Source organism: Pseudomonas sp. YeP6b (assembly GCF_025642995.1).
In the GTDB taxonomy this organism is placed as follows: domain Bacteria; phylum Pseudomonadota; class Gammaproteobacteria; order Pseudomonadales; family Pseudomonadaceae; genus Aquipseudomonas.
Map to the genome: position 1 here is coordinate 5,796,634 of NZ_CP080090.1, position 15,915 is coordinate 5,812,548.

Annotated in this window: 17 protein-coding genes; 8 read left to right on the forward strand and 9 right to left on the reverse strand. The window is 60.0% G+C overall.

The features are described 5' to 3' along the window. Nucleotides 1-8 precede the first annotated feature (8 nt). Entirely contained in the window at nt 9-1,187 is a 1,179-nt protein-coding gene (locus tag KZH41_RS26180) for a glycosyltransferase family 4 protein (protein WP_094949356.1), read from the forward strand. Between the two features lie 142 nt (nt 1,188-1,329). After that, the gene (locus tag KZH41_RS26185) at nt 1,330-1,497 is read left to right on the forward strand and encodes a hypothetical protein (RefSeq protein ID WP_176462899.1); all 168 of its coding nucleotides are present in this window, start codon (nt 1,330-1,332) and stop codon (nt 1,495-1,497) included. A 50-nt stretch (nt 1,498-1,547) separates the two neighbouring features. Here KZH41_RS26185 and KZH41_RS26190 read toward each other — a convergent pair whose 3' ends face one another. From KZH41_RS26190 to rplU, 7 genes are all read right to left on the reverse strand, one after another. After that, nucleotides 1,548-2,651 carry an NADH:flavin oxidoreductase gene (locus KZH41_RS26190; protein ID WP_263273983.1) on the reverse strand — a complete coding sequence of 368 codons (1,104 nt, stop codon included), beginning with the start codon at nt 2,649-2,651 and terminating at the stop codon, nt 1,548-1,550. A gap of 158 nt (nt 2,652-2,809) precedes the next feature. After that, nucleotides 2,810-3,292 carry a glutathione peroxidase gene (locus KZH41_RS26195; protein ID WP_242152479.1) on the reverse strand — a complete coding sequence of 161 codons (483 nt, stop codon included), beginning with the start codon at nt 3,290-3,292 and terminating at the stop codon, nt 2,810-2,812. Nucleotides 3,293-3,393: 101 nt separating this feature from the next. Further along, the gene (locus tag KZH41_RS26200; RefSeq protein WP_015885841.1) at nt 3,394-3,858 is read right to left on the reverse strand and encodes a CreA family protein; all 465 of its coding nucleotides are present in this window, start codon (nt 3,856-3,858) and stop codon (nt 3,394-3,396) included. A gap of 16 nt (nt 3,859-3,874) precedes the next feature. Then, nucleotides 3,875-4,993: a glutamate 5-kinase gene (gene proB / locus KZH41_RS26205; protein WP_094949353.1), complete on the reverse strand. Its 1,119-nt coding sequence runs from the start codon at nt 4,991-4,993 to the stop codon at nt 3,875-3,877. A 124-nt stretch (nt 4,994-5,117) separates the two neighbouring features. Next, nucleotides 5,118-6,341, reverse strand: a complete 1,224-nt coding sequence (gene cgtA / locus KZH41_RS26210; RefSeq protein ID WP_094949352.1) for an Obg family GTPase CgtA — start codon at nt 6,339-6,341, stop codon at nt 5,118-5,120. Between the two features lie 193 nt (nt 6,342-6,534). Then, on the reverse strand, nt 6,535-6,792 hold the full coding sequence (rpmA, locus tag KZH41_RS26215) for a 50S ribosomal protein L27 (protein ID WP_003176049.1): 258 nt from the start codon (nt 6,790-6,792) through the stop codon (nt 6,535-6,537). Nucleotides 6,793-6,826: 34 nt separating this feature from the next. Next, the gene (gene rplU, locus KZH41_RS26220; protein WP_003176051.1) at nt 6,827-7,141 is read right to left on the reverse strand and encodes a 50S ribosomal protein L21; all 315 of its coding nucleotides are present in this window, start codon (nt 7,139-7,141) and stop codon (nt 6,827-6,829) included. A gap of 239 nt (nt 7,142-7,380) precedes the next feature. Between rplU and KZH41_RS26225 the strand changes: the two genes are divergently transcribed. The 3 genes from KZH41_RS26225 to KZH41_RS26235 all read left to right on the forward strand — a co-directional run bounded on the left by KZH41_RS26225 (nt 7,381) and on the right by KZH41_RS26235 (nt 9,306). Then, complete coding sequence (locus KZH41_RS26225) at nt 7,381-8,349, forward strand: polyprenyl synthetase family protein (RefSeq protein WP_057724030.1); 969 nt, start codon at nt 7,381-7,383, stop codon at nt 8,347-8,349. Nucleotides 8,350-8,546: 197 nt separating this feature from the next. Further along, nucleotides 8,547-8,888 (forward strand): zinc ribbon domain-containing protein YjdM, encoded by a 342-nt coding sequence (locus KZH41_RS26230; RefSeq protein ID WP_017254008.1) that lies wholly within the window; start codon nt 8,547-8,549, stop codon nt 8,886-8,888. Between the two features lie 160 nt (nt 8,889-9,048). Next, nucleotides 9,049-9,306, forward strand: coding sequence for a hypothetical protein (locus tag KZH41_RS26235; RefSeq protein WP_003194088.1), 258 nt, complete (start codon nt 9,049-9,051; stop codon nt 9,304-9,306). Between the two features lie 147 nt (nt 9,307-9,453). Here the strand turns inward: KZH41_RS26235 and KZH41_RS26240 are convergent, their stop codons facing one another. Then, on the reverse strand, nt 9,454-10,071 hold the full coding sequence (locus KZH41_RS26240; RefSeq protein WP_094949351.1) for an FKBP-type peptidyl-prolyl cis-trans isomerase: 618 nt from the start codon (nt 10,069-10,071) through the stop codon (nt 9,454-9,456). Nucleotides 10,072-10,176: 105 nt separating this feature from the next. Continuing rightward, on the reverse strand, nt 10,177-11,400 hold the full coding sequence (locus tag KZH41_RS26245; protein ID WP_094949350.1) for an OprD family porin: 1,224 nt from the start codon (nt 11,398-11,400) through the stop codon (nt 10,177-10,179). A 184-nt stretch (nt 11,401-11,584) separates the two neighbouring features. Between KZH41_RS26245 and KZH41_RS26250 the strand changes: the two genes are divergently transcribed. The 3 genes from KZH41_RS26250 to KZH41_RS26260 all read left to right on the forward strand — a co-directional run bounded on the left by KZH41_RS26250 (nt 11,585) and on the right by KZH41_RS26260 (nt 15,867). Continuing rightward, nucleotides 11,585-12,481, forward strand: a complete 897-nt coding sequence (locus KZH41_RS26250) for a LysR family transcriptional regulator (RefSeq protein ID WP_094949349.1) — start codon at nt 11,585-11,587, stop codon at nt 12,479-12,481. A 109-nt stretch (nt 12,482-12,590) separates the two neighbouring features. After that, on the forward strand, nt 12,591-14,018 hold the full coding sequence (locus KZH41_RS26255) for a YfcC family protein (protein WP_263273984.1): 1,428 nt from the start codon (nt 12,591-12,593) through the stop codon (nt 14,016-14,018). A 19-nt stretch (nt 14,019-14,037) separates the two neighbouring features. Beyond that, on the forward strand, nt 14,038-15,867 hold the full coding sequence (locus tag KZH41_RS26260; protein WP_242156125.1) for a CocE/NonD family hydrolase: 1,830 nt from the start codon (nt 14,038-14,040) through the stop codon (nt 15,865-15,867). Nucleotides 15,868-15,915: the final 48 nt, after the last annotated feature.

Sequence of the window (15,915 nt, forward strand, 5' to 3'; positions counted from 1 at the left end):
TGTGGGTCATGACGACAGCTTCGCTTCACATCACTCTGATTACCGAAACCTTCCCACCAGAGATCAACGGGGTGGCCAATACCCTTGGCCGCCTGTGTGAAGGGTTGCGCGCGCGCGGCCATCAGGTCGAGCTGGTGCGCCCACGCCAGGGCAGCGATCAGAGCCGCCCCAGCGACGACGCACTGCTGCTGTGCCGTGGCTGGCCGCTGCCGGGCTACCCGGGCCTGCAATGGGGCCAGTCGTCGATGCACAAGTTGCTGCGACGCTGGACTCGCCAGCGCCCGGACGTGCTGTACATCGCCACCGAAGGGCCGTTGGGGCTGTCGGCGTTGCGCGCGGCACGGCGCCTGGGAATCAGCGTGGTGAGTGGTTTTCACACCAATTTTCAGCAGTATTCGAATCAATACGGCTTGAGCCTGCTCAGCCGCATGGTCACGCATTACCTGCGCTGGTTTCATAACCGTTCGACCTTGACTCTGGTGCCTAGCACCAGCCAGCGCCTGGAGCTTGAGCGTCGGAATTTCGAGCGCCTGGGGATGCTCTCACGCGGGGTCGACAGCCAGTTGTTCCACCCGGCCAAGCGCGATCACGCACTGCGTGAAAGCTGGGCGTTGAACAGTGAGCAAATCGCCGTGCTGCATGTAGGCCGATTGGCGCAAGAAAAGAACCTAGGGCTGCTCAAACGCTGCTTCGACGCCTTGCAAGACACCTATCCACTGCGCCAGATGAAACTGATCATCGTCGGCGATGGCCCGCAACGAGCGATGCTGGAAAAGGAACTGCCCGAGGCGATTTTCTGCGGCACTCTGCGCGGTGAAGAACTGGCCCGGCATTACGCTTCCGGTGACGTATTCCTGTTTCCCAGCCTGACCGAAACCTTCGGCAATGTGGTACTGGAAGCCATGGCTTCGGGCTTGGGGGTGGTGGCCTACGATCAGGCGGCCGCGACCCAGCATATTCGCCATGGCTACAACGGCGTGCTGGCGATGCCGGGGGATGAGGATGCGTTTTGCGATGCGGCCAATTGGCTGCTGGAGGATGCGGAGAGTCTGCGCCGCATGCGCTTGAATGCTCGCCAACACGCCAGCCGCCAGGGCTGGCCAGCAATTATCGAGCAGTTTGAAAACCAGTTACGCGGTGTGTGCGCAGAGCATTGTGTGATGCCAGCACAGCCTTACACGCCTTGAACGACAGCCGCTTAGTGGCGCCATAGCCATTATTCACTCAAGCATTACTTGATATTTAAATGAGGGAACGGCCAGCGGCGAATGCCCACTCACTGATACCTGCCGGCTCAGGCAGGCCCTTCAAATAAATGGAGATACAAAGATGGCTACTAATGGAGTGGGTGCACCCAATGGAACGGCGGAGTGGGCGCGTCAGCAACAATGGCTGGATCAATCTCGGGCAGAACCGCCAACCTACGACCAAGCCAAGCGAAAAGAAGGGCACAAGACCGACCACAGCCACGAGCTGAGGAAGACGCTGGAGTATTGAGTCACTGAAGCTATGCAACTCCCTGTGGCAATCACAGGGAGCTGAGCCCTTTACACCAGCGTCGTCAACGCCTCACGACTGAACGGCAAGATGTCGCCTTCACGACCTTCGCGCACCTTCAGCGCCCAATCCGGGTCCACCAGCAAGGCACGGCCCACGGCGACCAAGTCGAACTCGTCGTTGTTCAGGCGTTCCAGCAGTTTTTCCAGGCTGGCGGGTTGCGCGACCTTGTCGGTGTTGACCATAAACTGCAGGAGCTCCCCGTCCAAGCCGACGCTGCCGACAGTGATGGTCGGTTTGCCGGTGAGCTGACGGGTCCAGCCGGCCAGGTTGAGGTCGGAACCTTCGAATTCAGGCTCCCAGAAACGACGGGTGGAGCAGTGGAAAATATCCACACCGGCGTCAGACAGTGGCTGGAGAAACTCACCCAACGCCTCAGGGGTTTGCACCAGACGTGCGGTGTAGTCCTGCTGCTTCCACTGCGAGAAACGCAAGATGATCGGGAAGTCCGGGCCTACGGCGGCGCGGGTAGCCTGGATCAGCTCGATGGCAAAACGCGAGCGATTGGCCAGGCTGCCGCCGTATTCGTCGGTGCGCTGGTTGGTGCCTTCCCAGAAGAACTGGTCGACCAGGTAACCGTGGGCGCCGTGGATCTCTACGCCGTCCATGCCGATGCTTTGAGCGTCCTTGGCGGCTTGGGCGAAGGCGTTGATCACGTCCTTAATGTCTTGGGTGGTCATGCCGTGAACGACCACATTGCCATCCTTGAGTTTTTCCATCGGGCCGTAGGCTGGCACGCTGGCGTCAGGCTCAGTGCCGATACGGCGTACGCTGCCCACGTGCCACAGTTGCGGGACGATCTTGCCGCCTTCGGCGTGCACCGCGTCGACCACTTTCTTCCAGCCGGCCAGCGCGGCCTCACCGTAAAAATGCGGGACGTTCGGGTAACCGTTGGAGGCCTGATGGCCGACCACGGTGCCTTCGGTGATGATCAGGCCCACGCCGGCGGCAGCGCGGCGACGGTAGTACTCGATGACTTTGGAATTGGGAACGCCACCCGGGGAGAACGAACGGGTCATCGGCGCCATGACCACGCGAGTGGACAGTTGCAGTGCACCGAGCTGGAAGGGTTTGAACAAAGCTTGGACAGGCATGGGAGCACTCCACGGGAAGATGTATTTATGATGTGGATAATATGGGCCGTGCGATGTGCTGGATAGCACTATTGATTCGGGTGATTAAGGGGTAAAAGCGAGACGCAGAAGGTCCGCAGAGGCTTTCCCACGCAGAGCGTGGGAACGATCAGGCACGATTAGCTCAGGGCTTTTTCAATGGCCTGGACAATCGTCGGGTCATCCGGTGCTGTGCGCGGCGAGAAGCGCGCCAGTACTCGCCCGTCTTTGCCGAGCAGGAATTTCTCGAAGTTCCAGGTGATATCCCCAGGAAACTCAGCGCCCTCGCCCGCCAGCAGGCGATACAGCTGATGACGTTCCGGACCATTGACGTCGAGCTTGCTGCCCAACGGGAACGTCACGCCATAATTGAGGCTGCAAAATTCCCGGATCTCTTCCTCGGTGCCCGGCTCCTGGCCTGCAAACTGGTTGCACGGCAAGCCGAGTACGGTAAACCCCTGGCTCTTATACTGCTGATAGAGGTTTTCCAACGCCGCGTATTGCGGGGTCAAGCCACATTTGGAGGCCACATTGACCACCAGCACAACTTGCCCCTTGAAGGGCGCCAGCGGTAGCTCTTGACCGTCCAAAGCTTTGAGTTTCAGGTCGTGGAAAGCACTCATGACGAACTCCAGATATCCCATGTTCTTCGCGTTACAGCCGCTCGAGATTACAGACCGCGAGTCTGCAATCATAGTCGCCGATTACAAAACTCGCCTGCGAACTACTGAGCGGTCGGCCAAGGCAAAATCGGAATCGCTGTAACCGCGTTTTGCGGGCTGCCTTCGATCAAACGATCGCTGTAGACCAGGTAAACCAGGGTATTGCGCTTCTTGTCGAGGAAGCGAACCACCTGCATGGTCTTGAACACCAGCGAGGTACGCTCCTTGAACACTTCGTCGCCATCCTTGAGTTCGCCTTTAAAACGAATCGGCCCGACCTGACGGCAGGCAATCGAGGCCTCGGCACGGTCTTCGGCCAGCCCCAGCCCGCCCTTTACGCCGCCGGTCTTGGCGCGCGACAGGTAGCACGTCACGCCATCGACCTTGGGGTCATCAAACGCCTCGACCACAATTCGGTCGTTGGGGCCGACAAACTTGAACACTGTCGACACCTGGCCAATTTCTTCGGCCGAGGCCAGCAACGGCATGGCCAACAGCAGGCCGAGCAATCCCTTCATGACACGCATCGTTTATTACCTTTGTTTAAACCAGGATCAAGTTATCGCGGTGCACCAGTTCAGGCTCCGCCATATACCCCAACAGACTCACAATCGCATCAGACGACTGACCGATGATTTTCTGTGCTTCAAGGGCGCTGTAGTTGGCCAGGCCACGGGCGATCTCGCGACCGTCGGGCGCAACGCACACCACCATCTCGCCACGGCGGAAACTGCCCTGCACCAATTTGACGCCCACCGGCAGCAGGCTCTTGTTGCCTTGGGACAACGCCGACACGGCGCCATCATCGAGCACCAGCGTGCCACGGGTTTGGAGGTGCCCGGCCAGCCACTGCTTGCGCGCCGCCAGCATGCCGCGTTCCGGCGACAACAGCGTACCGATGCGCTCGCCGGCCTTGAGGCGATCCAGCACGCGCTCCAGGCGCCCACCGACGATGATGGTGTGCGCGCCGGAACGCGCGGCCAGGCGTGCCGCACGCAGCTTGGTCTGCATACCGCCACGGCCCAGTGCGCCGCCGACACTGCCGGCCACGGCGTCCAGCGCCGGGTCATCGGCGCGCGCTTCGTAGATCAACTGGGCATCGGGGTTGTTGCGCGGGTCGGCGTCGAACATGCCGTCGCGGTCGGTGAGAATCACCAGCAGGTCGGCTTCCACCAGGTTGGCCACCAGCGCGGCCAGGGTGTCGTTGTCGCCGAAGCGGATTTCGTCGGTGACCACGGTGTCGTTCTCGTTGATCACCGGGATGACCTTGAGCTCGACCAAAGCGCGCAAGGTGCTGCGGGCGTTGAGGTAGCGCTTGCGGTCGGACAGGTCGTCGTGGGTCAGCAGGATCTGCGCCGTGTGGCGTCCGTGCTCGGCAAAACTGGATTCCCAGGCTTGCACCAGGCCCATCTGGCCGATGGCGGCGGCGGCTTGCAGCTCGTGCATCGCGCTGGGTCGCGAGGTCCAGCCGAGGCGGCTCATACCGGCGGCAACTGCCCCGGACGACACCAGCACCAATTCGACACCGGCCTCATGCAAGGCCACCATCTGCTCGACCCACACGCTCATGGCTGCGCGATCCAGACCTTTACCATCCGCCGTCAGCAGCGCACTTCCGATCTTTACGACCCAGCGCTGCGCACCTGTCACTTTGCTCCGCATCATCTTCAACCTTAGTGAGAGGGCTGCGCGACCCAGCGCGACCCATAACGTTATTAGTGACTACGTAAATCCCAGATACCAAAACGCCGCTCCAGAGAGCGGCGTTTAAGTTTATCGCAACCGGTCAGTCGCGCACGTAAATGATTTCCGGACCGTCTTCATCATCCACATCTTCTTCGTCCCAGTCATCGTCGCCGATGTCATGGACCGACTTCACGCCGCTGCGGCGCAGGGCACGCTGGTCGTCCAGGGCCTGCAGCTGGGCACGGGCTTCGTCTTCGATCTGCTGATCGAGCTCGGCCAGTTCTGCCTTGAATACCGGGTCGGCCGCCAGGCGGTCGGCGCGGTCTTCCAGGTAGCGCATGATGTCGCGGGTCAGGCGCTCGGTGCCTTCTTTGGCGATGGCCGAGATCACGTAGACCGGACCTTCCCACTCCAGGCGGTCGACGATTTCCTTGACGCGCTCTTCGTGCTCTTCTTCCAGGATCTGGTCGCACTTGTTCAGCACCAACCAACGATCACGCTCGGCCAGGGCCGGGCTGAACTTGGTCAGTTCGCTGACGATCACTTCGGCGGCGTCCGGTGCACTGGTGTCATCCAGCGGCGCCATGTCGACGAGGTGCAGCAGCAAACGGGTCCGCGACAAGTGCTTGAGGAAGCGAATCCCCAGGCCTGCGCCATCGGAAGCACCTTCGATCAGGCCGGGAATGTCGGCGATCACAAAGCTTTTCCAGCGGTCGACGCTGACCACGCCCAGGTTCGGCACCAGGGTGGTGAACGGGTAATCAGCGACTTTCGGCTTGGCGGCCGAGACCGAGCGGATGAAGGTACTTTTGCCGGCGTTCGGCAGGCCCAACAGGCCTACGTCTGCCAGTACTTTCATTTCCAGCTTGAGGTCACGCTGCTCGCCCGGCTTGCCCGGCGTGGTCTGGCGTGGAGCACGGTTGGTACTGGACTTGAATCGGGTGTTACCCAGACCGTGCCAGCCGCCCTGCACAACCATCAGCTTTTGGCCGGCCTTGGTCAGGTCTCCAATAACTTCCTGGGTGGCGGAGTCGATAATCGTGGTGCCGACCGGTACGCGCAGTACCATGTCTTCGCCTTTTTTACCGGTGCAGTCGGTGCTGCCGCCGTTGGAGCCACGCTCGGCATCGAAGTGCCGGGTGTAACGGTAGTCGACCAGGGTGTTGAGGTTTTCGTCGGCCATCATGTAGATGGAACCGCCGTCACCGCCGTCACCGCCGTTAGGGCCACCGTTTTCGATGAATTTTTCGCGACGGAAACTCATGCAACCGTTACCGCCGTCGCCTGCTTTTACTCGGATGGAAACTTCATCAACGAACTTCATAACAAAACGCCTCTCGTCGCATGGACGAGCTTAAGAAACCAAGACATAAGACTCTTGCAAAAATGAGCGCAGCGACCTCAAACAACAACCGCTTATCCAGCGCCTGAGCCCATCACAAACAGCTTTGCAAGAGACTCACTCCACAAACGAAAAAGCCCCGTCGCGAGACAGGGCTTTTCCAGCGATCGCGCAATTAAGCGGCGACAACGCTCACGTAACGGCGGTTGAACGCGCCTTTTACTTCAAACTTGATCACGCCTTCGATTTTAGCGAAGAGGGTGTGATCTTTACCCATGCCAACACCGTAACCGGCGTGGAATTGGGTGCCGCGCTGACGCACGATGATGTTGCCCGGAATGATTTTCTGGCCGCCATACATCTTAACGCCAAGGCGTTTGGCTTCTGAGTCGCGACCGTTACGGGTACTACCACCAGCTTTTTTGTGTGCCATGAGTCAATTCTCCTAGTGAGGAATTAGGCTGAAATTAAGCCTGAATACCGGTGATTTTGATCTCGGTGTACCACTGGCGGTGGCCCATACGCTTCATGTGGTGCTTACGACGACGGAACTTGATGATGCGGACTTTATCGTGACGACCTTGGGAGATCACTTCAGCCACAACGGTAGCGCCAGCAACAACTGGAGCGCCGATGTTCACGTCATCGCCATTGGCGACCAACAGAACGCGATCAAAGGTAACGGATTCGCCGGTAGCGATTTCCAGTTTTTCGATCTTCAGGTATTCACCTGGGGCGACCTTGTATTGCTTGCCACCAGTAACAATTACTGCGTACGACATGGTATTTCTCCGATAATCCTGCTCACCCAGCGCTTTATAAGAAGAGGTATTGGCTGGCATGGCTGCATGGGATGGACGTCCCGAATGCAATTGCGTAAGGCAGGTGCTGCCCAGGAAGTTCAGGGTGCGCGATTGTACGCAAGGTAAATGGGTGTTGCAAGAGGCCGTCTATCGCGCCTTGACACTCGAAGGCCTGGGTCCTAGCATGCCGCGCAACCCTTCTGGAGCGACTGTCGCTGATGCAACCCCAAGCTTTCTACCGCGCGGTCGCGGACGATTTTAGCGCCGTCGACGGCATCATCAAGCAGCAGCTGACGTCTAAAGTGCCGCTGGTCTCCAAAATTGGCGACTACATTACGTCGGCGGGCGGCAAACGCCTGCGTCCTTTATTAGTGTTGCTGTGTGGCAAAGCCCTGGGCCGCGAAGGCGATGACCTGCGCCTGCTGGCCGCCACAATCGAATTTTTGCACACTGCCACCCTGCTGCATGACGACGTGGTCGACATGTCCGGCATGCGCCGTGGTCGCGAAACCGCCAACGCCATGTGGGGCAATGCCCCAAGCGTGCTGGTAGGTGATTTCCTGTACTCGCGCTCGTTTGAAATGATGGTCGAACTGGGCTCGATGCCGGTGATGAAGATTCTTTCACAGGCCACCCGCATCATCGCCGAAGGCGAAGTGTTGCAACTGTCGAAGGTTCGCGACGCCAGCACCACCGAAGAAACCTACATGGAAGTGATTCGCGGCAAAACCGCGATGCTCTTCGAAGCCTCGACCCACAGCGCCGCCGCCTTGTGCGGTGCCACTGCCGAACAAGCAGAAGCCCTGCGCACCTTCGGTGATCACCTGGGCGTGGCATTCCAACTGGTCGACGACCTGCTCGACTACAAGGGCGACGCCGAAACCCTGGGCAAAAACGTCGGTGACGATTTGGCCGAAGGCAAACCGACCTTGCCACTGATCTACACCATGCGCGAAGGCACGCCGGAACAGGCCGCCTTGGTGCGCAAGGCGATCCAGAAAGGCGGGATCGAAGACTTGGAAGCCATCCGCGCAGCCGTCGAAGCCTCGGGCTCCCTGGAGTACACCGCGCAACTGGCGCGTGATTATGTAGCCCGAGCCATTAAGTGCCTGGAAGCCCTGCCTGCCAGCGAATACCGGGACGCCCTGGTTGAGCTGAGCGAATTCGCGGTCGCGCGTACGCACTGATTCGGCGCTGATTAATGTGGGAGCGGGCTTGCTCGCGAAGGTGGAGGATCAGTCAGCGATTTAGTCGCTGACACACCGCCTTCGCGAGCAAGCCCGCTCCCACATTTAGACCTTATTACCACTTCACGACCCCGCCCGCGCCACAAAACCCTATATAATGTGCGACTTTAGCCAATCCTGACTTTCAAGGAGCCTTAGTGAGCACGTTGCCACCCTGCCCAAAATGCAATTCCGAATACACCTACGAAGACGGCGCCCAGCTGATCTGCCCGGAATGCGCCCATGAGTGGTCCGCCAATGGCGAGGCCGAAGCAGCCGGCGATGAAACCGTGAAGAAAGACTCTGTAGGCAACGTCCTGCAGGACGGCGACACCATCACCGTGATCAAAGACCTCAAGGTCAAAGGTACGTCCCTGGTGGTCAAGGTCGGCACCAAGGTCAAGAATATCCGCCTGTGCGATGGCGATCACGATATCGATTGCAAGATCGACGGTATCGGCCCGATGAAACTCAAGTCCGAGTTCGTGCGCAAGGTCTGAACCTGCTGCATCCATCCCGCGCCCGCCGCGGGATGGCGTTTTGCCCTCTCCGTTGACCGAACACAATATCCACACAGAAAAACCCAGAAATTGCCAATAGGCACTTGCTATTCTACGAATAAGAATTATTCTCATTGAAACCCATCAAGGAGAACCACTCATGACTTATTTGATAGATGCCTGGCTGGACCGCCCACACCCTTACCTGCGAATCCTGCATCGGGAAACCGGGGAAGTCTGTGCTGTGCTGGAAGAAGAAGCGCTGAATGAACTGCAGGATCAGGGCGACCTGGACGTCAACGGCCTGAGTTCCAGTGAGCCTGGGGTGCTCAAGGAAGTGGTACGTAATTTGTTTCTGTTCTGCTATGCCCGAGCGTTGCGCCCGGCCACGGAGCTCAATGGCAAGTTCCATCCATGAACGACCACGCAAAACCTGAATGCACCGGCTCTATGTGGGAGCCAGGCTTGCCCGCGATATAGACGACTCGGTCAAACCTGCTACCGAGGTGATGCTATCGCAGGCAAGCCAGCTCCCACATGAAGCCGACGCCAGTGCTACCAGGCCTTACAGTACGTCGAGCAACTCGACGTCGAACACTAGAACGCTGTGCGGCGGGATGCTGCCAACGCCTTGAGCGCCGTAAGCCAGTTCGCTCGGCACGTACAGACGCCATTTGCTGCCGGCATTCATCAGTTGCAGGGCTTCGGTCCAGCCAGCGATCACGCCGCCAACCGGGAATTCTGCAGGCTGGCCGCGCTCGTAGGAGCTGTCGAACACAGTGCCGTCGATCAGGGTGCCGTGGTAGTGGGTACGCACTTGGTCTTCACGGCTCGGCTTGGCGCCTGTACCTGCAGTCAGCACTTCAAATTGCAGGCCGGAAGCCAGGGTGGTGATGCCATCACGCTTGGCGTTTTCAGCCAGGAAGGCAAGGCCAGCGCCGGCAGCGGCTTCAGCCTTGGCAGCCGCTTCGGCTTGCATGATTTCGCGGATAACTTTGAAGCTGGCCGCCATCTGCTCTTGGTCAACGCGGCTTGGCTTGCCGTCGAACGCGTCGGTCAGGCCGGCCAGGATGGCGTCAATGCTTACGCCCGGTGGCGGGTTGTCGCGCAGTTGGTCGCCCAACTGACGGCCGATACCGTAGCTGACGCGGGTTTCGTCGGTGGACAGATTAACTTCGGACATGAAGAGGCTCCGCTGTAGGGCAGCACGGTGTCCCGTGCCATCCAAAACTAAAAGGGCCAGCAGACTAGCACACAAGACCGGCCTCTTATCAGCCCCCTGCCCCGGCTACCAGAGTGCCAGGTCGTAAGTCAGGTAGAGCCGATAGTTGTCTCGGTCGCTGGCATAAGTCGAGCGGTAGGTCGCTTTGCGCAACTCCACACCCAGGCCTTTAAACGTGCTGCTCTGAACCACGTAGCGCAGATTGGTATCGGACTCCCATTCGCGCGCCTCACGCCCTTTGTAGTCGCCGTTTTGCCCCTTGTAATAACGGGTCATGAAACTCAAGCCCGGCAATACTGCGGCGAAATCGTAGTCGTAGCGCAGCATCCAGGTTTGCTCACCGGCCTGGATGAACTTGCCCACGCCGGCGTTACTGAAGGAGTACACGGTCGACACACTGGCATAAGGCAATGCCGTTTCGCCGCTGACCTTCTGATAACCGACGCCCAACGCCTGCGCGCCCAGGCGATAGGTGAACAGCCCGGTGAACATGTCACTGTCGACCTTGCCGTTACGCGCCGCCCCCGCCTCGTCACTCATGAAGTAGCGCAAGTCGCTGGTCAGCGTGCCACTGCCCACCGGCTGTTTATGCACAAGGCCGAAGAATTGCTGGCGATAGAACTCACGCAGTTCACCGTAATACCAGGTGCCACTCAGGCGCGGGGTGAAAGCATAAGTGGCGCCGGCGAAATCGAAGTCGCTGCCTTTTTTGCCGCTGTAGCCCTGTGGGTAAATAGCCACACTGTCGGTGGAGTTTCGCTGCTTGAATTTATCCAGGTGACCGGTGTGCAGGTACAGGTTGCGTATACCGGTGTATTCCAGTTGGGTGCCTTGGAAGGTCTGTGGCAACAGGCGCCCATCGTTGTGCACCAACACCGGAATCTTCGGCAGCAACGTGCCGGTTTTCACCACGGCATCGCCCCAGCGTATCTTCGCGGTGACGCCCAGGCTTGAGAACTCGCTGGCCGCGTGACCGTCGTCGTGCACCGGCAACAGACCGGTACCGGCGTGGGTGGGGCTGGAGTCCAGCCGCAGGCCTGACAACCCCAACGCATCGAGGCCAAAGCCCACCGTGCCCTCGGTGTAACCCGACTGCAGGTTGAGCAGAAAGCCTTGCGCCCACTCCCTGCGATCGTCGCCGCCGTCGCGGTAATCGTCGTTGAAGTAGAAGTTGCGCAAGGTCAATCGCCCCTGGGAATCCTCCCAGAAACCTTGGGCCAGCAACGCCGGTGACAGGCTCGCCACCAAGCCCGCCGAAGCGATTTTGCCCCTCGTGAAAAACGCTCGCATAGCTGTTTCCTCAATGCCTGTTGTGGTTTTTTTATGGGCAGTTGCACCGCGCGACACACTGGACGACACGTCGCGTTGGAGCGGACACTAACGGCTCGTCCAAAGCCCCACAATGTTATGCGAGATGCGCATCAGGCTATGCGCAACGCACCGCTCGCCCCTCGCAACCGACAGGAAAACCACGGTGAATCTCAAGCAGCTCGAAGCCTTTAAGGCGATCATGTCCACCGGCTCGACCATCGGCGCAGCAACGCGCATGGGCTTGTCGCAATCGGCGGTCAGCCGCCTCTTGAGCCAACTGGAAGAGGCATTAGGTTTCGCATTGTTTCTGCGCAAAAAAGGTCGCCTGATGGCCACCGCAGAAGCGGAAGAGTTGCTGACCGAAGTCGCCGGCCTGGTAGACGGCATGCAGCGCATCCAACGCTTGGCCGACGAGATGCGCGTGGGCCGCTCGCGCAAGAGCCTGCTCAAGGTCGGCGTGCCTACCAGCATGACCCAGGAGCTGTTGCCACGGATCGTCGCGGATTTTCTCAAGAGCCATGACGACATCGTTGTCGAGTTGCTGACCGGCTCTTACGACATGATCGAGCGCGCCGTACTCGACCGCTCCGCCGACCTGGGCTTTGTGCGCTTGCCGACGGAAATCGCCGATTTCGACATCGAACCCGTGCTGGAAACCGAGGGCGTCTGCGTGATGCCCCTCGACCATCCATTGACCCGTCACACGTGTATCGAGGTGCAACACCTGCGCAATGTGCCGCTGGTGATGCTGGGCCGACAACGCGCGTTGCGGGCAGAGCTGAACCAAGTGTTTCGCGCCGCCAACCTCACACCACAAGTGCGCGTCGAAGTGCACTCCGTGGGGGCGGCCTGCAGTTTTGTCGCTGAAGGCCTGGGCGTGTCGATCGTCAACGGCTTGCTCGCCAGCCACTTCCTGCATTTGCCAATCGTGACCCGGCCTTTTCGCCCGGCGCTGCCCTACTCGTTCGGCCTGGCCTATCGCGCCAATGAGCCACGCCCACCGCTGGTAGTCGCGTTTGCCGAGCACCTCAAACAGCGCTTGAACGCACAAAACGCATAGCCCGACCCGCCCTGCGCATAACGTTGTCGGCGCAAAAACTTTGCCCTAGTGTCCGCTCCACACGCGTCACTCCCCCATAACAAAAACGGCGAACGCCGGGGCAGCCAGCATGAGCGAATCACAGATCACCCCCACCCAGGCGGTGGCGGAAAAACCCACGCAACGCAAACAGATCAACCCGGCCATCATCCTGCTGAGCATTGTCTTGCTCGCCGTGGCGTTTACCTACGCGGTGAACTCGGGCAAGTTCGAGCGCCAGAACGGCCTGGTGGTACCGGGCTCCTATCACGTGCTGGAAAAGCACGACGCCCTGGGCCAACTGTTCTCACTGGAGCCGCGCAAGGCCAGCGATACGGTGGCCCGCCCGGTGTCACTGGTGGAAGGCTTCATGGCCATTCCCCAAGGCATCGAGAAACGTGCGGCATTGATTTTCATGGTGCTGTTCATCGGCGGCATGTTCGGCGTGCTTAACAAGGCCGGCGTGATTGACGCCGGGCTGGAGCGCCTGCTGGGGCTGACCCGAGGCAACATCTACGTACTGGTGCCGAGCCTGATGCTGGTGTTCTCCGCCGGCAGTACCTTTATGGGGCTGGCCAAGGAATTCATCCTGATCGTGCCGCTGATGGTCGCCATGGCCAATCGGCTGGGGCTGTCGAACCTGATCGGGCTGGCCATCGTCACCATCTCGGTGAAGATCGGCTACCTCGCGTCGATCTCCAATCCAGTGGCGCTCTCCGTCGCCCAGCCGATGGTCGGGCTGCCGATATTCAGTGGGCTGAGCATGCGCGTGCTTGCCTACTGCACTTTCCTGCTGGTGGGCATTGCCTTCGTGCTGTGGAGTATTCGCAAGCACGGTTTCGATGCGACGGCGCAGATCACGTTCGAGCGCAAACCACTGCCTACGCGCCACCTGATCAACCTGATCGTGCTGCTGACAGGTATCGGCTTTTTGGTCTATGCCTCCAACCGCTGGGCTTGGAAATACCATGAGCTGTCGGCGTTTTATCTGCTGCTGACGGTGGCCTTCAGTGTGATCGCCGGGTTGGGTGCGAGTGTCGCCGCCAGTGCCTTTGTCGATGGCATGAAAAAAGTGCTGATTGCCGGCGTGCTGATCGGCCTGGCCACCGCCGTGGAGATCATTCTCAGTACCGGCCAAGTGCTGGACACCATCGTCAACAGCCTGGCCAATCTGGTGGGCGACCATGGCCCGATTGTGTCGGCCTACGGCATGTTCTTCGCGCAATTGGGCTTGGATGTGCTGATCCCGTCCACCTCGGGCCAGGCCGCCGTGACCATGCCGATCTTCGGCCCGTTGGGCCAACTGTCCGGCGTCAGCCCGCAGACCACGGTGTTCGCGTTTTTGATGGGTAATGGCCTGACCAACATGATCACCCCCACCTCCAGCGGCCTGCTGGTGCTGCTGGCAACGGCCAATGTCGGCTGGGGCCAATGGGCACGCTACATCCTGCCACTGTTCTTGATCTACACCGTGCTGGCGATGGCGTTACTGGCCATTGCGGTCACGAGCGGGTACTGAGTCGATGAGTGTTTTCCCCATGCAAACCCTGCACAACCAAATGATCGCGATGCGCGATGGCATCCACCTGGCCACCGATATCTACTTGCCGGCAGACGGCGAAGGCCCGTTCCCGGTGGTCATCGAGCGCACGCCCTACGACAAGAGCAAGCCCTCGCGCTCGGAGAAACAGCTCGATGGCCAACACATCTCCCGCGAACAGATGGCGACGCGTTTTACTGAACAAGGCTTTGTCGCCATCTTCCAGGACTGCCGTGGGCGCTACGCGTCCGAAGGGCTGTTCACCAAATACACCGCCGAAGGTGAAGACGGTTTTGACACCTTGGCCTGGATCGTCCAGCAACCCTGGTGCAACGGCAACGTCGGCAGCATGGGCCTGTCTTACGCCGCCCATACCCAACTGGCAATGGCCTGCCTGCGCCCACCGGGCTTGAGCAGCATGGTGCTGGACAGTGGCGGATTCGCCAACGCCTACCAGTGCGGGATCCGCCAAGGTGGTGCATTTGAACTCAAGCAGGCCACCTGGGCCTTTCGCCAGGCCAAGGAGAGCCCGGCAGCACTGGCCGATCCGCAGGTTCGCCTGGCGCTGGAGCAGGAAGATATTCATCAGTGGTTTACGCGTATGCCGTGGCAGCCCGGCCAGTCTCCGTTGCGCCATGTGCCGGAGTACGAAGCCTACGTGCTTGACCAATGGGCCCAGGGCACCTTCAGCGAATACTGGCAGAAGTCCGGTATCTACGCCGAAGGCCACTACTCACAGTTGCCGGATATTCCAGTGCTGTTCATGTCCAGCTGGTACGACGCTTACGTCAGCTCCACCCTGGCCAACTACACCGCCTTCAGGCAAAACGGCACGGCACACCAGCGGCTGATCATGGGCCCCTGGCTGCATGGCGATCGCAACATCAGCCACAGCGGCGACGTGGAGTTCGGCCCTGCGGCCGTGTTCGATGGCCAGGTCGATCACGACTGGCTGAGTTGCCGCCTGGCGTGGTTCGAGCAAACCCTCAAGCCTTCGCCGCCGGCCACCGCGGCCAGTGTTCACGTGTTTCTGATGGGCGGTGGCAGTGGCAATCGTGACCAAAACGGTCGCCTGGACCACGGTGGCCGCTGGCTGCAATCAACGCAATGGCCACTGCCAGGCAGCCAGCCATTGACCTTGTACTTGAATGCGCAAAAGCAGCTGACGCGTAGCGCGCCCGAAGGCGTCGACGCGCACTTGAGTTACTTCGCCGACCCCGCAAAGCCGGTCCCGACCCTCGGCGGGGCGCTAACTTCCGGCGCCCCAATTTTTGTGGGCGGTGCTTTCGATCAACGTGAGCGCGCCGATTTCTTCGGCACCCGAGGCGACAACTGCCCACTCAGCGAACGCGATGACGTGCTGAGCTTTCAGACCGAGCCACTCGAGGCAGACCTGATTGTCGCCGGTAGCGTACAGATCGAATTGTGGATCGACAGCGATGCGCCCGACACCGATTTCACCGCCAAGCTGATCGACGTGTATCCACCGAGCGCCGACTACCCCGATGGCTTTGCGATGAATATTACCGATGGCATCCACCGCTGCCGCTATCGCGAATCCTGGGAGCAGCCGACGTTCCTCACACGCGGTAAGCGAGTAAAAGTACTGATCGAGCCCTTCGCCACCTGCAACCTGTTCAAACGCGGCCATCGCCTGCGCCTGGACATCTCCAGTAGCAATTTCCCGCGCTTTGACGTCAACCCCAACAGTGGCGAACCTTCAGGCCAGGCCAACCACCCGCGGGTCGCACATAACACCGTGCACATGAGCCCCGGTGCCACGTCTTGTCTGAGGCTGACCGTCGTGCCCAACGCCTCGGCACTGTGAGCCCGAAGGGTCGCCATTGCCACACGGCGATGGCGACCCCTCGTCACA

What these genes read in the sequence shown, in the direction of transcription:
- KZH41_RS26200 (WP_015885841.1), bottom strand. Translation starts at nt 3,858, where the DNA reads ATGCGTGTCATGAAGGGATTGCTCGGCCTGCTGTTGGCCATGCCGTTG.
- rpmA (WP_003176049.1), bottom strand. Translation starts at nt 6,792, where the DNA reads ATGGCACACAAAAAAGCTGGTGGTAGTACCCGTAACGGTCGCGACTCA.
- KZH41_RS26180 (WP_094949356.1), top strand. Translation starts at nt 9, where the DNA reads ATGACGACAGCTTCGCTTCACATCACTCTGATTACCGAAACCTTCCCA.
- KZH41_RS26240 (WP_094949351.1), bottom strand. Translation starts at nt 10,071, where the DNA reads ATGTCCGAAGTTAATCTGTCCACCGACGAAACCCGCGTCAGCTACGGT.
- KZH41_RS26260 (WP_242156125.1), top strand. Translation starts at nt 14,038, where the DNA reads ATGCAAACCCTGCACAACCAAATGATCGCGATGCGCGATGGCATCCAC.
- cgtA (WP_094949352.1), bottom strand. Translation starts at nt 6,341, where the DNA reads ATGAAGTTCGTTGATGAAGTTTCCATCCGAGTAAAAGCAGGCGACGGC.
- KZH41_RS26255 (WP_263273984.1), top strand. Translation starts at nt 12,591, where the DNA reads ATGAGCGAATCACAGATCACCCCCACCCAGGCGGTGGCGGAAAAACCC.
- KZH41_RS26235 (WP_003194088.1), top strand. Translation starts at nt 9,049, where the DNA reads ATGACTTATTTGATAGATGCCTGGCTGGACCGCCCACACCCTTACCTG.
- KZH41_RS26245 (WP_094949350.1), bottom strand. Translation starts at nt 11,400, where the DNA reads ATGCGAGCGTTTTTCACGAGGGGCAAAATCGCTTCGGCGGGCTTGGTG.
- KZH41_RS26225 (WP_057724030.1), top strand. Translation starts at nt 7,381, where the DNA reads ATGCAACCCCAAGCTTTCTACCGCGCGGTCGCGGACGATTTTAGCGCC.
- rplU (WP_003176051.1), bottom strand. Translation starts at nt 7,141, where the DNA reads ATGTCGTACGCAGTAATTGTTACTGGTGGCAAGCAATACAAGGTCGCC.
- KZH41_RS26190 (WP_263273983.1), bottom strand. Translation starts at nt 2,651, where the DNA reads ATGCCTGTCCAAGCTTTGTTCAAACCCTTCCAGCTCGGTGCACTGCAA.
- KZH41_RS26195 (WP_242152479.1), bottom strand. Translation starts at nt 3,292, where the DNA reads ATGAGTGCTTTCCACGACCTGAAACTCAAAGCTTTGGACGGTCAAGAG.
- KZH41_RS26185 (WP_176462899.1), top strand. Translation starts at nt 1,330, where the DNA reads ATGGCTACTAATGGAGTGGGTGCACCCAATGGAACGGCGGAGTGGGCG.
- proB (WP_094949353.1), bottom strand. Translation starts at nt 4,993, where the DNA reads ATGCGGAGCAAAGTGACAGGTGCGCAGCGCTGGGTCGTAAAGATCGGA.